This window comes from Rhodococcus sp. IEGM 1372 (assembly GCF_030056835.1).
Taxonomy (GTDB): Bacteria; Actinomycetota; Actinomycetes; order Mycobacteriales; family Mycobacteriaceae; genus Rhodococcoides.
Genome location: NZ_JASHKS010000002.1, coordinates 225,738 through 245,743, shown reverse-complemented (window position 1 = coordinate 245,743; position 20,006 = coordinate 225,738). Strand labels below are relative to the sequence as shown.

21 protein-coding genes and 1 other RNA gene are annotated in these 20,006 nt (G+C 65.5%); 12 read left to right on the top strand and 10 right to left on the bottom strand.

The window, feature by feature from the left end; genetic code table 11:
• Positions 1-332 precede the first annotated feature (332 nt).
• Positions 333-1,301 carry a cobalamin biosynthesis protein gene (locus tag QM590_RS03625; RefSeq protein ID WP_269593853.1) on the top strand — a complete coding sequence of 323 codons (969 nt, stop codon included), beginning with the start codon at positions 333-335 and terminating at the stop codon, positions 1,299-1,301.
• Here QM590_RS03625 and QM590_RS03620 read toward each other — a convergent pair.
• Genes QM590_RS03620 through QM590_RS03610 form a run of 3 tightly spaced genes read right to left on the bottom strand, consistent with a single transcriptional unit; the run spans position 1,242 to position 3,340 of the window.
• On the bottom strand, positions 1,242-2,159 hold the full coding sequence (locus tag QM590_RS03620; protein ID WP_269593854.1) for an SURF1 family cytochrome oxidase biogenesis protein: 918 nt from the start codon (positions 2,157-2,159) through the stop codon (positions 1,242-1,244). The genes QM590_RS03625 and QM590_RS03620 overlap by 60 nt on opposite strands.
• 18 nt (positions 2,160-2,177) lie before the next feature.
• On the bottom strand, positions 2,178-2,651 hold the full coding sequence (locus tag QM590_RS03615; protein WP_188078659.1) for a low molecular weight protein-tyrosine-phosphatase: 474 nt from the start codon (positions 2,649-2,651) through the stop codon (positions 2,178-2,180).
• Positions 2,648-3,340, bottom strand: a complete 693-nt coding sequence (locus QM590_RS03610; RefSeq protein ID WP_269593855.1) for an HAD-IA family hydrolase — start codon at positions 3,338-3,340, stop codon at positions 2,648-2,650. Before QM590_RS03610 ends, QM590_RS03615 begins: the two co-directional genes overlap by 4 nt.
• A 55-nt stretch (positions 3,341-3,395) precedes the next feature.
• Between QM590_RS03610 and cobC the strand changes: the two genes are divergently transcribed.
• The 6 genes from cobC to QM590_RS03580 all read left to right on the top strand — a co-directional run bounded on the left by cobC (position 3,396) and on the right by QM590_RS03580 (position 8,775).
• Entirely contained in the window at positions 3,396-4,433 is a 1,038-nt protein-coding gene (cobC, locus tag QM590_RS03605; protein ID WP_269593856.1) for an Rv2231c family histidinol phosphate aminotransferase CobC, read from the top strand.
• Between the two features lie 14 nt (positions 4,434-4,447).
• Entirely contained in the window at positions 4,448-5,569 is a 1,122-nt protein-coding gene (locus QM590_RS03600) for a Nif3-like dinuclear metal center hexameric protein (RefSeq protein WP_269593857.1), read from the top strand.
• Positions 5,570-5,675: 106 nt separating this feature from the next.
• Positions 5,676-6,413, top strand: a complete 738-nt coding sequence (locus tag QM590_RS03595; RefSeq protein WP_269593858.1) for a zinc ribbon domain-containing protein — start codon at positions 5,676-5,678, stop codon at positions 6,411-6,413.
• Positions 6,410-7,528 (top strand): bifunctional RNase H/acid phosphatase, encoded by a 1,119-nt coding sequence (locus tag QM590_RS03590; RefSeq protein WP_269593859.1) that lies wholly within the window; start codon positions 6,410-6,412, stop codon positions 7,526-7,528. The genes QM590_RS03595 and QM590_RS03590 overlap by 4 nt, the downstream gene beginning before the upstream one ends.
• A gap of 444 nt (positions 7,529-7,972) precedes the next feature.
• On the top strand, positions 7,973-8,161 hold the full coding sequence (locus QM590_RS03585) for a hypothetical protein (protein WP_269593860.1): 189 nt from the start codon (positions 7,973-7,975) through the stop codon (positions 8,159-8,161).
• Positions 8,162-8,238: 77 nt separating this feature from the next.
• Positions 8,239-8,775 carry a Uma2 family endonuclease gene (locus QM590_RS03580; RefSeq protein WP_269593861.1) on the top strand — a complete coding sequence of 179 codons (537 nt, stop codon included), beginning with the start codon at positions 8,239-8,241 and terminating at the stop codon, positions 8,773-8,775.
• A gap of 219 nt (positions 8,776-8,994) precedes the next feature.
• Here QM590_RS03580 and QM590_RS03575 read toward each other — a convergent pair whose 3' ends face one another.
• Positions 8,995-9,804, bottom strand: coding sequence for an SDR family oxidoreductase (locus tag QM590_RS03575; protein ID WP_269593862.1), 810 nt, complete (start codon positions 9,802-9,804; stop codon positions 8,995-8,997).
• Between QM590_RS03575 and QM590_RS03570 the strand changes: the two genes are divergently transcribed.
• A complete protein-coding gene (locus tag QM590_RS03570; protein WP_269593863.1) occupies positions 9,788-10,207 on the top strand; it encodes a MerR family transcriptional regulator in 420 nt (139 codons plus the stop codon). The two genes, QM590_RS03575 and QM590_RS03570, sit on opposite strands and share 17 nt — an antisense overlap.
• A 32-nt stretch (positions 10,208-10,239) precedes the next feature.
• Here QM590_RS03570 and QM590_RS03565 read toward each other — a convergent pair whose 3' ends face one another.
• The gene (locus QM590_RS03565) at positions 10,240-11,490 is read right to left on the bottom strand and encodes an ArsB/NhaD family transporter (protein ID WP_269593864.1); all 1,251 of its coding nucleotides are present in this window, start codon (positions 11,488-11,490) and stop codon (positions 10,240-10,242) included.
• Complete coding sequence (locus QM590_RS03560) at positions 11,487-12,011, bottom strand: DUF1697 domain-containing protein (protein WP_269593865.1); 525 nt, start codon at positions 12,009-12,011, stop codon at positions 11,487-11,489. Before QM590_RS03560 ends, QM590_RS03565 begins: the two co-directional genes overlap by 4 nt.
• A 63-nt stretch (positions 12,012-12,074) precedes the next feature.
• On the opposite strand from QM590_RS03560, the gene rnpB reads away from it, so the two are divergent.
• The 3 genes from rnpB to QM590_RS03545 all read left to right on the top strand — a co-directional run bounded on the left by rnpB (position 12,075) and on the right by QM590_RS03545 (position 14,192).
• Positions 12,075-12,516, top strand: an RNA gene (rnpB, locus tag QM590_RS03555) — RNase P RNA component class A.
• A gap of 60 nt (positions 12,517-12,576) precedes the next feature.
• Entirely contained in the window at positions 12,577-12,759 is a 183-nt protein-coding gene (locus QM590_RS03550; RefSeq protein ID WP_094688449.1) for a hypothetical protein, read from the top strand.
• A gap of 2 nt (positions 12,760-12,761) precedes the next feature.
• Positions 12,762-14,192, top strand: a complete 1,431-nt coding sequence (locus QM590_RS03545; protein ID WP_269593866.1) for an RNB domain-containing ribonuclease — start codon at positions 12,762-12,764, stop codon at positions 14,190-14,192.
• Here QM590_RS03545 and pip read toward each other — a convergent pair.
• The 4 genes from pip to QM590_RS03525 form a co-directional block, all read right to left on the bottom strand.
• Complete coding sequence (pip, locus tag QM590_RS03540) at positions 14,182-15,138, bottom strand: prolyl aminopeptidase (protein WP_269593867.1); 957 nt, start codon at positions 15,136-15,138, stop codon at positions 14,182-14,184. The two genes, QM590_RS03545 and pip, sit on opposite strands and share 11 nt — an antisense overlap.
• Position 15,139: 1 nt before the next feature.
• Complete coding sequence (locus QM590_RS03535) at positions 15,140-15,586, bottom strand: hypothetical protein (RefSeq protein WP_176460269.1); 447 nt, start codon at positions 15,584-15,586, stop codon at positions 15,140-15,142.
• A 42-nt stretch (positions 15,587-15,628) separates the two neighbouring features.
• Positions 15,629-16,480 carry a 3-methyl-2-oxobutanoate hydroxymethyltransferase gene (gene panB / locus QM590_RS03530; RefSeq protein WP_149406151.1) on the bottom strand — a complete coding sequence of 284 codons (852 nt, stop codon included), beginning with the start codon at positions 16,478-16,480 and terminating at the stop codon, positions 15,629-15,631.
• A 118-nt stretch (positions 16,481-16,598) separates the two neighbouring features.
• Complete coding sequence (locus QM590_RS03525) at positions 16,599-18,329, bottom strand: NAD+ synthase (RefSeq protein ID WP_269593868.1); 1,731 nt, start codon at positions 18,327-18,329, stop codon at positions 16,599-16,601.
• A gap of 81 nt (positions 18,330-18,410) precedes the next feature.
• Here QM590_RS03525 and QM590_RS03520 point away from each other — a divergent pair, with 81 nt between their 5' ends.
• Positions 18,411-19,979 (top strand): alpha/beta hydrolase, encoded by a 1,569-nt coding sequence (locus QM590_RS03520; protein WP_269593869.1) that lies wholly within the window; start codon positions 18,411-18,413, stop codon positions 19,977-19,979.
• The last annotated feature ends 27 nt before the right edge of the window (positions 19,980-20,006 follow it).

The following is a 20,006-nucleotide window of genomic DNA, read 5'->3' as shown; positions in this document are numbered from 1 at the left end:
GTGGCCGTTGATATTTGGACGTTTCGATGAGACGCGCGTCTCGTGATGACGGACACACGTGACGCCGACCTCAAAGAAGTGGGAAACAGTCAAGATAGGGGTAACAATCTGTTACAGACACATCCGCGGACGCGGATCCACTCGAGATTCTGGGGGAATCATGACACTGTTCGTAATCGCAACGGTCGGCTTCGTAGGAATGGCAATCGCACTGCTCAACGACGGAAGCGACATCGACTTCCGTGGTCGCCAGTTGGCAGGCGCGTACCGCCAGCGCTGAGTCCGGCATACCGAATACCTGCGCCGGGTGTGCAGTTGGCAAGATTCGTGGGATGTGGACACACCCCCGAGCGATCGGCTTACTGGTCGGCTACGGCCTCGATCGAGTGTTCGCAGACCCACAACGCTGGCACCCGGTAGCAGGATTCGGCACCACGGCGCTGCGCGTCGAACACGTCCTCTATCGCGATAGTCGGGTGCTGGGCGTTGTCCATGCAGTCGCCCTGATCGGCTCGGTGACCGCGCTCGGCGTCGGGTCGAACCGTGTCGCAGTTCGTGTGGGTGCACCCGCCGAGGTCGCTCTGGTTGCGGCCACTACCTGGGCCGCCCTCGGTGGCACGTCCCTGTCCAAGGTGGGTCGGCAGATGGCAGATCACCTCGACAACGACGACCTCTCGAGCGCCCGCGCATTGCTGCCGTCACTGTGCGGTCGGGATCCGGAACCACTCGACTCCGACGGCCTCGCGCGCGCCGCACTGGAGTCCATCGCGGAGAACACCTCCGACGCCACGGTCGGGGTGCTGGTGTGGGGAGCTCTGGCCGGGGTGCCGGGAATTCTGGCCTACCGAGCGAGCAACACGCTCGACGCGATGGTCGGCTACCGGTCCCCGAAGTATCTGCGTTTCGGTTGGGCCGCAGCGCGAATCGACGACGTTCTGAACCTGCTACCGGCCCGCGTCACCGGCGTGGCGACGGTTGTCGCAGCGCCCTCGGTGCAGGGATCGCCCGCCCGAGCCCTGCAGATGTGGCGACGCGACGCCGCGCAGCACCCCAGCCCCAACGCAGGTGTTGCGGAGGCGTCGGCTGCCGGGGCGCTGGGGCTGCAGCTCGGCGGCAGAACGCAGTACCGACACGGCGTCGAGATCAGGCCGACACTCGGTGACGGACATTCGCCGACCGCACGCGATCTCCGTCGTGCGGTCGCACTGTCGAGCCGAGTACAGGAATTGTCGGCGGTCGCGTCAGCGATTCTTGCCGTAGCGATCGGCCAAGCGAGGATCCGACGGCGTCGTCGGGCGTGACGCCGCGCGCGCCTTTGCTCGTTTCTCGCGTCGGGTGGGCAGCGTGAATTCTTCTTCCTCGTCCGGGCCGGCCTTGTCCTCTGGCTCGGTGTCCGGCCCGCCGGACATCGCATTCGCGAGCTCGGCACGTGAATTGCGGCGTTCCCGTATCTCTGCCCGAGCGAAATACGCCAGACCCAGCGGTGCCATGATGCCGAACGCCAGCCACTGCAGACCGTAGGACAGATAGGGGCCTGCGTCGGTCTGCGGCAGCTCGATCAAGCCGAGACCGCCCGGCTGAGCGTCGTCGAGCTGTAGGTATCCGTCGATGGCGTCGACTCCGACCGCCGCGCCGATCTGTTCCGGGTTGATGTTGTAGACCTGCAGCCGACCGTCGTCCTCGACGGGCTCGCGCGAGGTGCCCTCGGCTTGGCGGACCCGTGCGTTCAGCGTCACTTCGCCGGCGGGTGCCGCCTCGAACTCGGGCGCTCTGGTTCCCTCCACCGGCAACACGTACCCGCGATTGACGAGCACGGTGGGCCCGCCGTCGATCACGAACGGGGTGATGACCTCGTATGCGGGCTGATCGCGGATGCTGCGCAGCCGCACCAACACGTCGGAATCGGTGACATAGGCCCCGGAGGCGATGACCCGACGCCACTCATCCTCGGCCGGAAACCCGTTTGCGGTGAGAACGTCGGAGATCGGCACCGGATCCGCGTCGACGGATCGGGTGATCAGATCGTTGCGCGCGGACGTCGAGGTGTTCTTCCCCAACTGCCACGGAGCGAGCACGCTGAAGCACAGGAACGCGAAGGCCAGCACCACCGCAGCCAGCACCAACCATTTGGGTCGCAGCAAGAACGCTAACTTTCGCACTCCACCACGGTAGCCGGGTCAGCGAGAGAGTCGAGACCGTGCCCAGTCCAGCATGCCGGGAACGGCACTTTCGATCTGCTCGCGCACCTCGGTGAACGCCGAATCGGAGGAGTAGTACGGATCGGCCACCGAGGAGTCGTCGGCATCGGGATCGAACGAGCGCAACAGGGCCACCCGTTCGGCAGGCGCACCGAGCTGCAGCAGTGCCTTCGCGTGGCCGGTGTCGAGCGCGACGATCAGATCTGCCGCCAGGTGATCCGGTCCGACCTGCGCTGCCTCGTGTTCGCTGTCGTATCCGTGGGCATCGAGCTCGGCGACGGTGCGTGGATCTGCGCCGTCGCCCACATGCCAACCGCCGGTCCCGGCACTCGAGACGCGCACCGCGTCGCCCAGACCGGCGTCGCGCAGATGCCCGGCGAAAACCTTCTCGGCCATCGGCGACCGGCAGATGTTGCCGGTGCACACGAAGGTCACGTGCAGTGGCTCGTTCACTGCACGGCCGCCGTGTTCTGCTCCAGCAACTTGGCCAGTTCGTCCATGCTCGACGCGGTGAACGCGGCGTCGTCGCTCTCGCCGTCGACGCCGTAGCCCCACTCCACGTACACCGTGGGAATGCCGAATCGAGCGGCACCGTGCACGTCGTGATCCCGATCACCGATCATGATCACCCCTGCCGTGCCGCCGTCCGCGGATTCCACCGGCTCGATGCCGAGGTTGGTCAGCGAATGCGCGATCACATCGGACTTCGCCCGTCGGGTGCCGTCGTTGCTTGCCCCGCCGATGAACTCGAAGTACCGCGACAGGCCGAAGTGGTCCAGAATCCGGATGGCGAATCGCTCCGACTTCGACGTCGCCACGCCGAGGCGTACGCCGCGATCCTGCAACCGCGTCAACACCGTCTCGATGCCGTCGAACGCGGTGTTCTCGGCCCAGCCCCGCTCGTCGTAGCGCTGGAAGTACGCCGCCAAGGCACGCTGCGCTGCATCCTCGTCCAGGCCGAGCCCGCGCAGCGTGTCGATCAGGGGTGGCCCGACGACCATCGACAGCTGTTCCTCGGTCGGCTCGGGAGCCTCCACCGACGCCAATGCATGACGAAAACCGGCATGAATTCCCGGTGCGGAATCGGTCAACGTCCCATCGAGATCGAACAGGACAACGGACGCGGGAACATCGACAGACATGGCCCGAGCCTATCGGTGCGGGCTGTTCGACGAAGGCGCGGCTACGCTCGTCGCGATGTCCGACACAGCTGCCGATCCCGATGCGCTACTCCGTCACCACGGCGACGTCGAGGTCGATTCCGGATTCGTCGACTTCGCAGTCAACGTGCGGGGCGACGGACCGCCGGCATGGCTTCGCGATCGGCTGGCCGCGGCACTGAGTTCGCTGGGTTCGTACCCGAGCACGGCCGCCGACAAGGCCGCACGAGAGCAGGTGGCCGAACACCACGGCCGCTCACCGGACGAGGTGCTGCTGCTCAGCGGTGGGGCCGAGGGCTTCTCGATGCTGCCGCGGCTGGAGCCACAGCTCGTAGTGACGATCCACCCGTCGTTCACCGAGCCCGACTGGGTGCTGGAGCAGGCGGGCATTCCGGTGCACCGAGTGATCCTGCCGCCGCCCTTCGAACTCGATTCGACGCTCGTGCCCGACGCCGCCGACATGGTGATCCTCGGCAACCCGACCAACCCCACCTCGGTTCTGCATCCCCGTGAGGCGGTACTGAGTCTGCGTGGACCCGGACGCACGCTGGTGGTCGACGAGGCCTTCGCCGACGCCGTTCTCGGGTCGGGGGAGTCGATCGCCTCACAGAGCCTTCCCGACGTACTGGTTCTGCGCAGTCTGACGAAGACGTGGGCGCTGGCGGGATTGCGATGCGGATATGCGCTGGGCCACCCGGACGTCCTCGCGAAGCTGCAATACGGCCGCGCGCATTGGCCGCTGGGGAGCCTGCAGCTCGAAGCGATCCGCGCCTGTACCGAACCGTTCGCGGTCGACCAGGCACGCGCCGAGTCCGAACGAATCCACCGCGAACGCACCGCGATGATCCCGCGACTCGAGGCTCTCGGCCTCTTTGTCGCAGGCCCGGCTCGCGCCCCGTTCCTGCTGCTGCGCGTCGACGGAGCCGATTCGGTCCGAGAACGCCTGCGCACGATGGGTATCGCGGTGCGGCGTGCAGACACGTTCCCGGGGCTCGACCGTCACTACCTGCGCGTCGCAGTACGGGACTCGCAGCAGGTCGACATACTGGTGGACGCGTTGAACACCGTTCTGTGAGGAGAGCATCGACCATGGCAGTGACACTGGCGGACGTCATCGAGGTACTCGACGATGCGTACCCACCGCGCTTGGCCGAGAGCTGGGACTCGGTGGGCCTGGTGTGCGGGGATCCCGAAGCTGTTGTGCAGCAGGTCGTGTACACCGTCGACGTCACCGACGCCGTGGTCGACGACGCCATCGCTCGGGGTGCCGATCTCATCGTCGCCCACCATCCCTTGCTGCTCAAAGGCGTCGACACCGTCGCGGCCGACACCGCGAAGGGCTCGGTGATCCATCGCCTGATCAAGGCCGATTGCGCGCTGTTCACCGCCCACACCAACGCCGACTCCGCCGATCCCGGTGTCTCCGATGCACTCGCGTCCGCCCTCGGGGTGATCGACACCAGGCCGCTCGACCCCATTCCTGCTCGCGCACACGACAAGTGGGTGGTTTTCGTACCGACCTCCGACTCGGCCGCGGTGCGACAGGCCATGTTCGACGCCGGAGCCGGACAGATCGGCGAGTACAGCGAAGCCAGCTGGCAGAGCGCAGGACTCGGCCAATTCCGTCCGGGTCCGAATGCGCACCCGACGCTCGGTGTTGCCGGAGAGGTGCACACCGAGGCGGAGGATCGCATCGAAGTCGTTGCCCCGAAAGGGCTACGTGCAGAGGTGCTTTCGGCGATGCGTCGGGCACACCCGTACGAGGAGCCCGCGTTCGACGTCTTCGAGTCCGCGGCTCTACCGTCGTGCACCGGTTTGGGGCGCATCGGAAAGCTACCGAATCCGATGACCCTCGCCGAGTTCACCGAGGTCGTCCGCGAGGCGTTGCCTGCCACGACGTGGGGAGTACGTGCGGCAGGGAATCCTGAGGCCACGGTCTCGGTGGTCGCGATGTGCGGGGGAGCGGGTGACTCGTTCCTGTCCGCGGTGGCGCGCACCGACGCCGATGTGTACGTCACCTCGGATCTGCGGCACCACCCCGTCGACGAGCATCTGCGCGCCGGCGGCCCCGCCGTGATCGACACCGCGCACTGGGCCTCGGAGTTTCCGTGGTGCGAACAGGCGAGAGGCGTCGTCGACGCCGCGTTCGGCGACACCGACGGGTGGAGCAGCCGCGTCACCGACGTGCGCACCGACCCGTGGACGCTGTGACCATCGAGCCCAGCGACCGGCGGTGAGGTGGATCCGGCTGTCTGGGTTTCGGGTAGCCGGTAGGGTGATCTCTTATCAACTTCCATAGTCGCAGGAGTCATCAAGCGTGAACGTCGATCCCAAAGTCCAGGCCTCGCTGCTCGAATTGGCCGGTGTGGATACCGAACTCTCGCAGATCGCCCACCGCCGCAAGAGCCTCCCCGAGCAGCAGGAGGTGGACAAGCTCGAGGCCGAGCGCACCACCCGCAAGGACGCCGCGGTGACGGTGCAGATCTCGATGGACGATCTCGATCGGGACATCCGCAAGCTCGAGGGTGAGGTCGACGCGGTTCGGAAGCGCGAGGCTCGCGACAAGAAGATGCTCGAGAGCGGCACCATCGCCCCCAAGCAGATGACCGAACTGCAGCACGAACTCGGCAGCCTCGAACGTCGCCAGGGCATCCTCGAAGAGGAGCTGCTCGAGGTCATGGAACAGCGCGAGGCCAGTGAGCGGGACTACGAGCACGCCGGTGCCCAGCTGACACAGATCGAAGACGAATTGGTCGACGCGGGCCGTCGCCGCGACGACGCGGTCGCAGACCTCGATGTCGCCGAGAAGCGCAGCGCCGAGCGCCGCGAATCGTTGACCTCGGGACTGCCCGCGGGTCTGCTTGCGCTCTACGAGAAGCAGCGAGCGCTCACCGGCCGCGGTGCGGCACTGCTGCAGGCTCGCCGTTGTGGAGCGTGTCGCATCGAACTCGATCGCAACGAGATCGCAAGCATCGCCAACAAGCCCGCGGATGCTCTCATTCGCTGCTCCGAGTGCAATGCAATCCTGGTGCGCACCAAGGAATCCGGAATTTGAGTCAAGTATCGAGGGTCGTTGCCGAGGCCGACGGTGGATCGCGTGGTAACCCAGGCCCGGCCGGGTACGGCGCAGTGGTGTTCAGCGCCGATCGCTCGCAGGTTCTCGCCGAGCGTCGGGCATCGCTCGGCGTGGCCACGAACAACGTCGCCGAGTACAACGGACTGATCGCTGCACTGAGCGCCGCACGCGATGTCGGTGCCCGCGAAGTTGCCGTCCGCATGGACTCCAAACTCGTCGTCGAGCAGATGTCCGGACGCTGGAAAGTGAAGCACCCGGACATGATTCCGCTTCAGCGAAAAGCGGCCGAACTGGCCCGCCACTTCGATTCCGTGACCTACGAGTGGATTCCGCGTTCGCAGAACTCGCACGCCGACGCACTGGCGAACGAGGCGATGGACGCCGCGGCCGAGGGCGTGGACCTATCGGAATTGCCCGATGCCGAGCCGGTGGCGAAGAAGGCCGAGTCGCCCGGCTGGACCGGGGCGATGGGGGAGCCGACTCGCCTGCTGTTGCTGCGTCACGGCCAGACCCCGATGTCGGTGGACCGGCGCTACTCCGGCCGCGGCAATCCCGATCTCACCGAATTGGGTCGACGTCAAGCCGATTCTGCCGCAACAGTTCTGGGCTCGCGTACCGATATCGACGCCATCGTTGCCTCGCCGCTGGCTCGCGCGCAGCAGACCGCAGCAGCGACCGCAGGCATTCTCGGATTGCCCGTCACCACCGTCGACGGTCTCATCGAGACCGACTTCGGCGACTGGGAAGGCCTCACGTTCACCGAGGCCATGGAACGTCACCCCGACGCGCACAAGGCGTGGCGCGGTGACACCTCGGTGGCACCACCGAACGGGGAGAGCTTCGACTCGGTGCGCACGCGCATCGAAGCGACCCGCGACCAGTTGCTCACCGAATACGCCGGAAAGACCCTTCTGGTGGTCACCCATGTCACCCCGATCAAGATGCTGCTGCAACTCGCACTCGACGTCGGCCCGTCGTTGCTGTATCGACTGCACCTCGACCTCGCGTCGCTGAGCATCGCCGAGTTCTACCCCGACGGCGGGGCTTCGGTGCGATTGGTGAACGACACCTCGCACCTGGGACGACTGGCCTGATCTTTTCGGAGCATCGACGGAGGACGCGGTTCGCATGTCCGAGAACAGTATTCGCGGGCCTGCGGCGGCGCGCTGGATTGTCATGGCATCGTTCGCATCGGCCGTTGCCGGTCTGGCAGTCGCGTTCGGGTGGCGGTACGGGGTGACGCGGACGTGGATCGATGCGGAAGCGCCACCGCCCGTGAATCCGGGCGATTCTGGGTACTTTCGGGTGTACGACTACATGCAATACGTGTCGGGTCCGCCGTGGTGGCCGGTTACGTGGGTCGCTCCGGTTGCCGCTCTTGTGGTCGGCACCGTCGTGTCGGTCGCTATCGGGTGGTTCCCTCTCGGACGAAAGACCGGTCGGCTGACGCTTGTGGCGGCCCCACTCGTGGCGGGAAGCATCGTCGGCGCGGGGCAGCATGGTGGGCACGAAGCCAACCTCCCGAAATCCGCGTCAGGATGGTCGCGGACCCCTATTTCGACGACCTCGGGCCGACCGGCGCTGCGCGTCTGGACATCTACGGCGGTCCGCCGTTGTTCGACACCGTGCATGCGGGGCTGCTGTTGCCGGTGATGGGGGCGGTGATCGGTGCCGCGGTGTTCGGTGCGGTGCTGGCGGTCTCGAAACTCTGCGCACGACGTGAATGAGACCTAGACCTATCGCGTCGGACCGCACCTTGTCCATTGTCGGTGGTGCCGGCAGTGACCGTGGTTAGACTGCACGAGTGACCGCCGCCAGAGCGCATCCCAAACTGCTGTCTGTCGAGCAGTGGCGCGCGCTGGGTGAAGACGATTTTCACGCCGAAATGCAGGAGGGTGTGCCGATCGTGTCACCGCGACCGTCGAAAGCCCACGCCCGAATTCTGTTTCGACTGTGCGCACAGCTCGACGACCAATTGCAGGGCGGTCTGGAGGCATTACCGGAGGTCGAGGTTGTCGTCGATTCGGTAACGCCGGCGACGGTGCGGGTACCCGACGTGGTGGTGTGCGCAATCGACTCACCTGAGGCGCTGCACGCCGAAGACGTCGTGTTGGTTGTCGAGGTGATCTCGCCTGGGTCTCGTCGTACTGATGTGGTGACGAAACGCAGCGAGTACGCCGACGCGAGGATTCCCCATTACTGGATTGTCGATCCGGATGCAGCCACGCTCACAACGCTGGATCTGAGTCCGCACGGATATGTCGAGCAGGTTCGTCGAGGGCGATGCGTCATCGAAGCTCCAGTGCCACTGACGATCGATCTCGACGCTGCTTTGAGCTGACAAGACTGTCCATAGTCGTGTGGTACCTCATTTGCGTTCCGTTCCCACTCGGCAGCCCGCGTTCATCGAAAGTCACTGCTTTACGGTCGATCTCATTCGTACTTCGGCAACATGGATGGGGCTCGTGGAGCGCTAGTAGATCCGCCGCGTGTTCTGGGCGTCGAATCGAAAATCGAGCGCCGTGCAACTCATCTCGCACAGGGCCGATGCCGGAAGTAGTCAGCGGTGGCCCAATCCACCGTCGACCGAGTATTGGCTGGCAGTGACGTAGCTCGACTCCTCGGAAAGCAGAAACAGCGCAACCGCAGCAGCTTCCGGAGCCGTCCCGATTCGGCCGAGTGGCACTCGGCCGAGGACGCCGGCCTCGAAGTCCTGACGAGTCTCGGTATCCATGAAGCTTCGGAAACCTGTTTCGATTGCACCTGGAACCAGAGTGTTGACCCGAATTTTCCGAGGGGCAAGTTCTGTGGCCCAGGTGCGCGCAGCGGCAATCAGTGCCGCTTTTGTTGCCGCGTACACGGCGGTCAGCGGAGCCCCTTCGTAGGTCGACGTCGATGAGGTGACGACTACGGAGGCACCGTCGCTCAGTTGATCACTCAGCGCGGCAAGCTGAAGCAGGGGGCCACGCACGTTGGTTGCCATCATCGTGTCGAAGAAGGGAGTACTGACGTCGGTAATCGGGGCGATGCCGGCGTAACCGGCATTGAACCACAGTCCGTCGATGACGAGCTCGTCCAATTGCTCGGCGAGTGTGTGTCCGGTGTCCGGGAGCGATGCATCATTGAACAAGACGGTGGCCGAACTGATTTCGTCAGCCAGAGCTGCCAGGCGTTCATTGTTCGTCCCAGTCAAAATCAACTGTGCTCCTTCGCGCGCCAGAAGTCGCGCGCCGGCCAGTCCTATTCCGTTGGTCGCTCCGGTGATCAGTATTCGTTTTCCTTGGAATCGTGAGGTCATGAACAGCACGCTATGTTCTAGAGTTCGCTCTAGGTCAAGCTGCGGGAGGTGGCAGATGTCCGAGTACACCATCGGAGAGGTCGCGAAAGCGGTCGGGCTCAGTGTGCATGCGCTGCGGTTCTACGAGCGCAAAGGTCTGCTCCTCGGGTCGGTGGAACGTACCGCCAGCGGACGCAGGCGATACAGCCAGATCGACATCGACTGGCTTCGGGTGTGTACCCGGTTGAGGGAGTCCCGTATGCCGTTGGCGGATCTCGAGCGGTTTGCCGTGCTTGTGCGAGATGGGGCAGGTAACGAGGCCGACCGTCTCGCGCTGCTCAGCACGCATCGTGCCCGAATCGACGCTCAAATCGCTGAGCTGGAACAGGCCCGCGAGATCATCGCGTGGAAGACCGATGTCTACGAACAGAGGTTGCGTACCGGCAATATCGGGGGGGTGTGGGACCCGACTGTAAGTCGGAACCAGCACCCGTAGGCGTGCTCGCCGTCGCTACAGCGACACGCCGGTCACACTTGCAATGCAAGCCACAGACCGGCCACGGCACCGACGATGGTCAGCGGTGTCGTGATGACGCCCAACACGGTGAAGGTCCGCAGGTCTGCCGGCTCGTCGTTGGCCGATGCGACGCGTCGCCACAGCATGATCGCCAGCGAACCGACGTAGGTGAGGTTGGGTCCGAGGTTCACCCCGATCACCATGGCCAACAACAACGCCGGGGGAGCATCGGCACCGAACGCGGCCAGCAGCAGCAGGGTCGCGGGCAGGTTGTTGACGATGTTCGACGCCACCGCCGCAATGGCAGCCGCGGCCAGCAGCGATGCGAAGCTGGTGTCCGACGGCAGAATTCGCGTCAGCCAGTCGCCGATCGGGCCTGTGGTGACGCCGAGAACGACGATGCCGAGCAGAAGGACGAAGCCGCAGAACGGTAGATCGGCACCGCGCAGAATGGCGCGAGCACTGGTGTGCCGGCCCCGAAGTGCGGGGATGGCCAATGCCACCGATCCCACCGCGGCCACCCAGAACGGTTCGACGTCGAACAGGCCTGCCACTGCGAAGCCAATGAGGGTCGCGCCGAGGATGACCAGCGTGGTCCGCGGTGCGGGTACGTCCTCGACGCTCTGCTGAGTCGACTTCTCCGGCGGTGCGGCGGTGCGGCTCAGATCCTTGCGGAAGAAGATCAGGAACACCGCCAACTCGATGGCCACCGCGAATATCCACGGCAGTGCCATCAAGGCAGTGAAATGCAGGAAGGTGAGTCCGGTCGCGGCGAAGGCGAGAAGGTTGGTCAGGTTCGACACCGGCAGCAGCGTCGACGCCGAATTGGACAGGTGCGCAGTGGCGTAACTGTGCGGACGTGGCGACATCCCCAGAATCCGCGCAGCACCGATGATGGCCGGCGTCAGCAGAACCACGGTGGCGTCGAGGCTCAGTACCGCGGTGGTCGATGCCGCTGCAGCGAACACGAGGGTGAGCAATCGGCGGGGACTGCCCTTGGATCCTCGGCGGAGCTTCGCGGCTATCCACGTGAACACTCCGAGTGCGTCCGACAGATGCGCCAGGATAAGGATGAACGCCAGAAAGACCACGGTCGGAGCGAGTTCGAGTACTTGCTCTCGCGCGGCGTCGAGGCTTACGAGGCCGACGAGCAGAACGATCGCCGCAGCCGGAAGTGCGGCGACGATCTCGGGCAGGCCGCGAGGGCGAACGATGGCGAAGACGAGAACGGCGGCCACCAGTGCCGCGGCAAGAACGGTCACGCGAGAATCTTCACCAGTGTGCGCACGTTTCGCGTGGTGGTCGTGGCCTTGAACTTCGCTTTGGCCGTGGCTTTGCCGAACGTGCTGTCGGTGGTGCTGCCCTTGCGCACCTCCCAGTAGAGCACGCTGTTCCCCTCGGCGATCCTTTCGAGCCCGGGGTCGAGTTCGTCTGCAAGAGCGGACATTTCGGTCAAATGTTTATCGTCGCTACCGAACACCACATAAGGATGCCAGCCCTCCCGCTCGGCGTCGAACGGGTACGACTCCACTATCGCTCGAAGTGTGGACACGTCCAGGACGACAACCCAGGCCTGGTAGCCGAACGCCTGGGCGAGCGTGCTCTCCGCCTGTGTCTTGACGGCGGCCGCGGTCAGCGAGGAGCCCAGCAGAACATTGCCGGTCGCCAGAACGGTGCGGACATCGGTGAAGCCGGCCGATGTCAGGGCCTCACGGAGATCGGCCATCTTGATGTTGATGCCACCTACGTTGATGCCGCGGAGCAACACGACCCACTCACTCATGGGAGGAACTGTAGTTCGGTTCCCGGCTGGTGCGGCTCGCCGAGTAGAGTGTGCAACCGCGAACGAGTTGGCCGGACGGCTGCGGCTCGGAGGACCGGCGAACTAGTTTCGTCGCGCTTCGGGCCGAGGAAAGTCCGGACTCCACAGAGCAGGGCGGTTGTTAACGGCAACCCGAGGTGACTCGCGGGACAGTGCCACAGAAAACAGACCGCCTGCGGATCGGTTCTTCGGAGTCGAACTGCAGGTCAGGGTGAAACGGTGCGGTAAGAGCGCACCAGCATCCCAGGTGACTGGGATGGCTAGGTAAACCCCGCCCGGAGCAAGGTCGAAGGCTGCATCGCGCAAGGGGTGCAGCTGCGCAGGTGCTCGAGGGCTGCTCGCCCGAGCCTGCGGGTGGACTGCTCGAGGTACCCGGCAACGGTGTGCCCAGATGGATGGTCGTCGACGTCGAACCTGCGAGAGCAGGAACGGCAGACAGGATCCGGCTTACAGGCCGACTCGTTCGCACTCACCATTTCTCCCGCAGTTCGCCTGCGGCGTCGCTCCATGGGGCACACTGGAAGTCATGACCGACGACGACACCTCCTGGTACTACGACATCACCACCAAGCAGGTCGTACAGGGCAAGCAGACCAACGCCCTCGACCGCATGGGCCCGTATCCGGACAAGGCCACCGCGGAGCAGGCGCTGAAGATAGCCGCGGCGCGCAACAAGGCCGCAGATTCCGACGACGACTGGAACAACTGACGGTGCTGCTCACCCGGCTGAGGGCTCCGGGCTTCGACTTCGAGGCCATCAGATCCGAGTTCGCTCTCACCGAAGCTTTCGACGTAGACGTGATGCGCGAGGCGATCGAAGCACGAGACCTGCACGCCGACAGCAGAATCGACCGCACCGACATCCCGTTCGTCACCATCGACCCACTCGGGTCGAAGGACCTCGACCAAGCCGTACACATCGAGAAGACGGCCAACGGATTGGTGGTGCACTACGCGATCGCCGATGTGGGCGCACTGGTGACGCCCGGGGGAGCGCTCGATGCCGAAACCCGTCGACGCGGCCAGACGTTCTACCTCCCCGACGGATCTGTGCCGTTGCATCCACGAGAGCTGTCGGAGGGTTCGGGCAGCCTGCTGGAGGGACAGACTCGCTGCGCCGCGTTGTGGACCATCGAACTCGACGACGTCGGCGAGGCGGCCGCGTGGACCGTCACCCGCGCGCTGGTGCGCTCTGTTGCACGGCTCGACTACGCCGCAGTGCAGGCCGACGTCGACGCAGGCACACCGCACCCCTCCATCGCGGCGCTGGCGGAATTCGGGGCACAGCGCGCGGCCGCAGCCAGGCGGCGCGGGGCAATCGACATCACACTGCCCGAGCAGGAAGTGACGCCGCACGGAAAAGGGTGGCGCATCGATCTGCAGCCACGCACGGCAGTGGACGGGTGGAACGCCGAGGTGTCGCTCTTGACGGGTATGTGCGCCGCCAGAATCATGCTCGACGCCGGAATCGGCCTCGTCCGTACCCTCCCACCCGCGCCCGCCGAGGCCGTGGAGACGTTGAAGAAGACAGCGACCGCACTCGGAATCGATTGGCCGGCAGGGGCATCGGCCGGCGCAGTGCTGGCCGGTTTGCCTACCGGTGAGCCGTCGACACTGGCGATGATGACGCAGGCGACAGGTTTGCTGCGTGGTGCGGACTACCGCGCGTTCGATCGCACCACCACCCCTGCCGACAGCGACGAGTCGGTGGAACATTCTGGAATCGGTGCCCCGTACGCCCACGTGACGGCGCCACTGCGGCGGCTGTCCGATCGATTCGCCACCGAGGTGTGCCTGGCGGTCGTCGCGGGAACTCCGATACCGGACTGGGCAGCACAGGCTTTGCCGGAGCTGCCTGCAATCATGCGCGGATCGGATTCTGCGGCATCGAAAGTGGACCGCGCCTGCATCGACCTCACCGAAGCGCACGTACTCAAAGACCGAGTGGGCGAGCAGTTCTCAGCGGTCGTACTGCGCGGTGCCGAGGGCAAGCGGGATGCCGAGGTGCTGGTGTCCGAACCGATCGTCCTCGGCAAGTGCGACGGGGAACCGCCCGCGGGGGAGTCGGTGAAGGTCCGGTTGACCCGGGCCGACACCGACTCGCGCGCAGTACGATTCGACTACTCGGCCGTCACGGCCTGAAACGATCCGTCGCCTCGACGAGGTGATGCACGATGCCGGGCTCGGCCGCAGAATGACCGGCATCGTCGACGATCACCAGATCTGCTGAGGGCCAGGCCTTGTGCAGTGCCCACGCGCTCGTTGCCGGGCACACGACGTCGTAGCGGCCCTGCACGATGACGCCGGGAATGCCGTCGAGCAGGTGGGCGTCGCGCAGCAGTTGATTCTCTTCGAGAAAGCAGTTGTTCCGGAAGTAGTGGTTCTCGATACCGGCGAATGCCAGGGCGAACCGTGCATCCGAGTTGTTTTGCACTGCATCCGGTTTGGGTAGCAGGTAACTCGTCGCTGCCTCCCAGGTGGACCATGCCACCGCAGCTCGCGTCGCGGCTTCGTGGTCTTCGGACATCAGCTGCCGGTGATACGCCTCGACGAGATTGCCGTCGCGCTCGTCTTCCGGAATGGGTTCGAGAAACTTCTCCCACAGATCGGGGAAGATGTGGCCTGCCCCGCCGCCGTAGTACCAGGAGATCTCCGACGGACGCACGAGAAAGATTCCCCGTAGTACGAGCCCACGCACACGATCACGGTGCGACTGCGCGTACGCCAGGGACAGCGTCGAGCCCCACGAACCGCCGAACACCAACCACGTGTCGATACCCAGGTGCTCGCGGAGCTTCTCCATGTCCGAGATCAACCGGTCGGTGGTGTTGACCGACAGATCGGCACCGTCGGCAATGTGCGGGGTCGACTGCCCGCAGCCGCGCTGATCGAACAACACGATTCGATAGGCCTGCGGGTCGAAATACCTGCGCTGCAACGGATTGGTGGCACCGCCCGGACCGCCGTGCACGAACACTACCGGCGCACCGTCGGGATTGCCGGAGACCTCCCAGTAGATCTGTTGGCCGTCGCCGACATCGAGGTGGCCGGTCTCCACAGGATCGATTTCGGGGTAGAGGGTCCGCATCTCAGAAGCCCACCAGACCGGACGCGAGGTCCGGAATGTCGAGCGATCGGATGGCCTCGTCTCGTACGTCCGAACACGTTTCCGTCGTGATGTCGTCGATGATCGCTCGGTCCTGCACCACCTGAAGATTGATGACGCCGCTCTGCGCCGCCCAGGTCTGCACGAGAATGTTGAGCCCGCCGCGACCAAGGGTGGGCCCTTGGACGCGCCAATTGGACAGCTGCGCTTCGAGATCGGTGCACAGCTGCTGCTTCTGCGCGTCGGTGATCGCTGCGCCCGCAGGCGGTGCGGTGACCGTCGGGGTCGGTGCGACCGTCGTGGTGGACGACGAACCGGTGTTGGTGGTGTCGGTGCTGCATGCAGTCGCTACGACGAGAAGCGCAGCCGCGCCTGCCAATGCGACTGCGCTTCTTCCTGCAATGGACGTCGTACCCCGTCTGATTGTCATGGCCCCGAGTGTGCCACCCGAACTCCGGCGAGGCGAGAACGATCAGTAGCTGTGTTCGGGCCCGGGGAAGACTCCCGATCGCACCTCGGACATGTACGTCGTTGCCGCGGTCCGCAGTGAATCGCCGACGTCGGCGAACTTCTTCACGAACTTCGCGGTCTTGCCATTGGTGTATCCGGCCATGTCCTGCCACACCAGTACCTGCGCGTCGCATTCGTTGCCCGCGCCGATACCGACCGTCGGAATGGTCAGCTTGCGGGTCACCTGGCCGGCGATGTCGGCGGGAACCATCTCCATGACGACGGCGAATGCACCCGCCTCCTGGACTGCGATGGCGTCGGCCACGAGCTGCTCGGACGCGTCTCCGCGACCCTGGACGCGGAATCCACCCAACGTGTTGACGCTCTGCGGGGTGAAGCCGACGTGGGCCATCACCGGGATGCCCGCGGCGGTGATCGCAGCGATCTGAGCGGCCACGCGCTCGCCGCCCTCGAGCTTGACTGCGCCTGCGAGCCCTTCTTTCATGAACCGAACTGCGGTTTCGAGGGCCTGCTGCGGCGAGGCCTCGTACGTGCCGAAGGGCAGATCTGCGACCACGAGGGCGTGCGGTGCGCCGCGGACCACTCCGCGAACCAGCGGAAGAAGCTCGTCCACGGTGATCGGCACGGTGGTGTCGTATCCGTAGACGACGTTGGCCGCCGAATCGCCGACGAGGAGAACAGGTACGCCGGCTTCCTCGAAGATGCGGGCGCTGGAGTAGTCGTAGGCGGTGAGCATTCCCCAGCGCTCACCGTCGGACTTCATCTGCAGAAGGTGGTGGGTGCGGGTCTTGCGGGTCAATGCGGTGGAGGGTGCCTCCTGGGCAGATCCGCCGTACACAGCAGTTTCGGACATCTTTGTCCCTTTCTGGTCCTCGAGGCCCGCTCGGCGGGTCCCCGGGATGGGGTGTGATGACGTGGGCAAGTCTGCCACTGCGCGCGACCTGCCGGGCAGCTACCGGCAGTGCAATTGGTCACACCCCGTCGAGCGTCGAGTAGTCCCGCCAGCCGTTGGTGATCGGCATGCGGCGATCGCGACCGAACGCACGAGAAGTGACCTTGGTGCCGATCGGGTACTGGCGCCGCTTGTATTCCGACGCATCGACCTTGCGCAGAATGTCCGCGACCACCGCCGCGTCGAACCCGGCCGCCACGATGTCCGCGAACCCTTGGTCGTGATCGACGTAGCGAAACACGATGGCGTCCAGTTCGTCGTAGTCGGGCAACGAGTCGGTATCGAGCTGGCCCGGCCGGAGCTCGGCGGACGGCGGCTTGTCGATGCTCGACTCGGGTATCGGAGGGATGTCACCACGGTCGGCAGCGGACTTGTTTCGCCACCGCGCCAGATCCCAGACGAGTGACTTCGGCACGTCCTTGATCGGCGCGAAGCCGCCGACGGCATCTCCGTAGATCGTCGAATAGCCAACGGCCAGCTCGGATTTGTTACCGGTGGCGAGCACCAGATGGCCGAAGCTGTTCGACAGCGCCATCAACACCATGCCCCGGCAGCGGGCCTGAATGTTCTCCTCGGCCAAGCCGGTCAGATGCAGTTGGTCCACGTAGCAAGCAACCATGTCGGCAATGGGCTCAACGCGGAAATGGATACCGGTGCGCGACGCGAAATCCTCTGCGTCGGTGCGGGAATGGTCCGACGAGTACGTCGAGGGCATCGACACTCCGTGTACCGCGTCGTGGCCGAGGGCGTCGACTGCGATGGCGGCGACCACCGCAGAATCTATCCCGCCGGACAATCCGAGAGCCACCGAACGAAAACCGTTCTTGTGCACATAGTCTCGTAGTCCGGTCACCAGTGCGCCCCACACCTGTTCCTCGGTGCTCGCGATCTCTGCGAGGTACGGCTCGGCTCGCTGCCAGCCGGTGATCGCGACGTCGGGCAGCGGTATCCGGTCGATGCTCCAGCCGGGTACCGTCGCGGCGTCCGGACCCGGATCGGCGGGCGCATCGACGTCGACGATCAGCAGATGCTCGACGAACTGAGGGGAGCGGCCCCAGGTGGAACCGTCGGGCCCGACGACGAAGCTCGCCCCGTCGAACACCAACTCGTCCTGTCCACCGACCACGTTGACGTAGGCGATCGGAGCGCCGATCTCGGTGGCTCGGCGCGCGGCGATGGAGCGGCGCACCTCGTCCTTTCCTTGCTCGAAAGGGCTCGCGTTGAGGCAGAGCAACATGTCGACTCCAGCTGCCCCGTAGGCCGGCACCGGCCCGCCCGGCTGCCAGATATCCTCGCAGACAACGACACCGAGCCGCAGGCCGTTCACCGTCGTGATGCTCAGGCCGGATCCCGGAGCGAAGTAGCGGGCCTCGTCGAACACTCGGTAGGTGGGGAGCGAGTGCTTGTCGTATCGAGTGGCAACGCGTCCATCGGTGATCACTGCCGCGCTGTTCCGCGAGCCCTCGGCGTCGCGATCGAGGTAGCCGACCACCACGATGCGGTCGCCGCACCCGGCACTGTCCAAGGCGGCAGCCAGCTCGGTGAGGGCGCGAGCCGATGCGGCGGCGAACGACGGTCGCAGAGCCAAGTCCTCGACGGGGTATCCGGTCAGCGCCATCTCGGGAAACACCACCACGTTGGCACCGTCGTGGGCTGCACGGACCGTCCACTCGACGATGGCTGCGGAGTTCGCCGCAAGATCGCCTACGACGGAGTTGATCTGGGCGAGGGCGAGTCGAAGTGCCTGCACTGCGCCCACGCTAGTGCGCGCACGACGTCCCCGCCGGGCAGCGACAGCGACACGCTCGAAAGACCTGGCACGATCGTATCCATGAGAACGCGCACCAGGAAGACGGCCGTGGCGATGTCGGCCGTGGCCGTGGTGCTCGCAGGCTGCTCCGGCCCCGAGCCCACCGCCACACCGGAGAACTCCGCGGTGCCCGACGCGTCGTCGCCGGCATCGGTCGCCGGCCCGATTCCCTCGGGGCTCGAGGCGTTCTACACCCAGACCCTGGAGTGGGAGTCCTGCGACAGCTACAACACCGACGGCAGCGAACTGGGAAGTGCCGTCGAATGCGCGATGGTGACCGTGCCACTGGATTACGCAGCCCCTGAGGGCAAGACGATCGAGGTCGCCGTCTCGCGGACGAAGGCGACGGGCGAGAAGATCGGATCGGTACTGATGAACCCGGGCGGGCCCGGCTCGTCGGGGCTCTACCTTGCCGGGCAGGCCGCAGGCACTACCGTCGCCGATCGCTTCGATCGGATCGGCTTCGACCCACGCGGGATCGGAGCATCCGAACCGGAGGTGCGATGCCTGACATCCGAGGAGGTCGACGAGGAACGTCGCGAACCCGATGTGGACGTCAGCCCCGAGGGCATCGCGGCGACCGAGGCCGAACATCGGGACTACGCCGCGCAATGCGTCGAGCGCACCGGGGCGGACGTGCTCGAACACGTCGGCACCAGGGAAGTGGTGCGCGACATGGACGTCATCCGTGCGGTTCTCGGCGACGAGAAACTGACCTACATCGGTTACTCCTACGGCACCCGGATCGGGACCGCGTACGCCGAGGAGTTCCCGTCGAACGTGCGCGCGATGGTGCTCGACGGTGCGCTCGATCCCGACCAGTCACCCGTCGACGAAGCCGTCGCCCAGGGCGCGGCGTTCCAGACCGCTTTCGATCAGTTCGCCGCCGACTGCGCACAGACCGACACCTGCCCGCTCGGAACCGATCCGGCCCAGGCAGTCGAGCAGTTCCGATCGTTGGTCGACCCGCTGATCGACCAGCCGGCCGAGACGACCGACCCTCGCGGTCTCAGCTACGACGATGCGATCACCGGTGCCCAGCAGGCTCTGTACTCGCAGCAGCTGTGGCGTCTGCTGCGGGCCGGATTGAACGAACTGCGCGACGGCCGGGGCGACACCCTGCTCCGGCTCGCCGACACCTACTCCGGACGACTCGAAGACGGCAGCTACACCAACATCGACGACGCGTTCAACGCTGTTCGCTGCGTCGACGGCCCGCCGACCACCGATCGCGCCGAGGCCGACGCGGCGGACGTCAGGTTCCGTGCCGCCGCGCCGTATCTGGACGACGGCCGAGCGACGGGCAACGCGCCGCTCGACCTGTGTGCCTTCTGGCCGGTGCCGAACACGAGCGAACCGCACATCGTCGACGTCGAGGGACTGCCGACCCTGGTAGTGGTCTCGACGACCGACGATCCGGCCACGCCGTACCAGGCAGGTGTGGAGTTGGCTGCTCAGCTGCGCGGCGATCTGGTGACCTACGAGGGCACCCAGCACACGGTCGCCTTCTCGGGCGTCGAGTGCATCGACGATCCGTTGGTGAACTATCTTGTCGATCTGGTTCCGCCAGGAGACGGATTGCGGTGCTGACGTGCTACCTCACCACCTGGAAAGTGG

Excerpts from the sequence above, each read along its gene's own strand:
- QM590_RS03625 (WP_269593853.1), top strand. The coding sequence starts at position 333 with ATGTGGACACACCCCCGAGCGATCGGCTTACTGGTCGGCTACGGCCTC.
- QM590_RS03610 (WP_269593855.1), bottom strand. The coding sequence starts at position 3,340 with ATGTCTGTCGATGTTCCCGCGTCCGTTGTCCTGTTCGATCTCGATGGG.
- cobC (WP_269593856.1), top strand. The coding sequence starts at position 3,396 with ATGTCCGACACAGCTGCCGATCCCGATGCGCTACTCCGTCACCACGGC.
- QM590_RS03600 (WP_269593857.1), top strand. The coding sequence starts at position 4,448 with ATGGCAGTGACACTGGCGGACGTCATCGAGGTACTCGACGATGCGTAC.
- QM590_RS03585 (WP_269593860.1), top strand. The coding sequence starts at position 7,973 with ATGGTCGCGGACCCCTATTTCGACGACCTCGGGCCGACCGGCGCTGCG.
- QM590_RS03570 (WP_269593863.1), top strand. The coding sequence starts at position 9,788 with ATGTCCGAGTACACCATCGGAGAGGTCGCGAAAGCGGTCGGGCTCAGT.
- QM590_RS03575 (WP_269593862.1), bottom strand. The coding sequence starts at position 9,804 with ATGGTGTACTCGGACATCTGCCACCTCCCGCAGCTTGACCTAGAGCGA.
- QM590_RS03560 (WP_269593865.1), bottom strand. The coding sequence starts at position 12,011 with ATGAGTGAGTGGGTCGTGTTGCTCCGCGGCATCAACGTAGGTGGCATC.
- QM590_RS03550 (WP_094688449.1), top strand. The coding sequence starts at position 12,577 with ATGACCGACGACGACACCTCCTGGTACTACGACATCACCACCAAGCAG.
- pip (WP_269593867.1), bottom strand. The coding sequence starts at position 15,138 with ATGCGGACCCTCTACCCCGAAATCGATCCTGTGGAGACCGGCCACCTC.
- QM590_RS03535 (WP_176460269.1), bottom strand. The coding sequence starts at position 15,586 with ATGACAATCAGACGGGGTACGACGTCCATTGCAGGAAGAAGCGCAGTC.
- panB (WP_149406151.1), bottom strand. The coding sequence starts at position 16,480 with ATGTCCGAAACTGCTGTGTACGGCGGATCTGCCCAGGAGGCACCCTCC.
- QM590_RS03520 (WP_269593869.1), top strand. The coding sequence starts at position 18,411 with ATGAGAACGCGCACCAGGAAGACGGCCGTGGCGATGTCGGCCGTGGCC.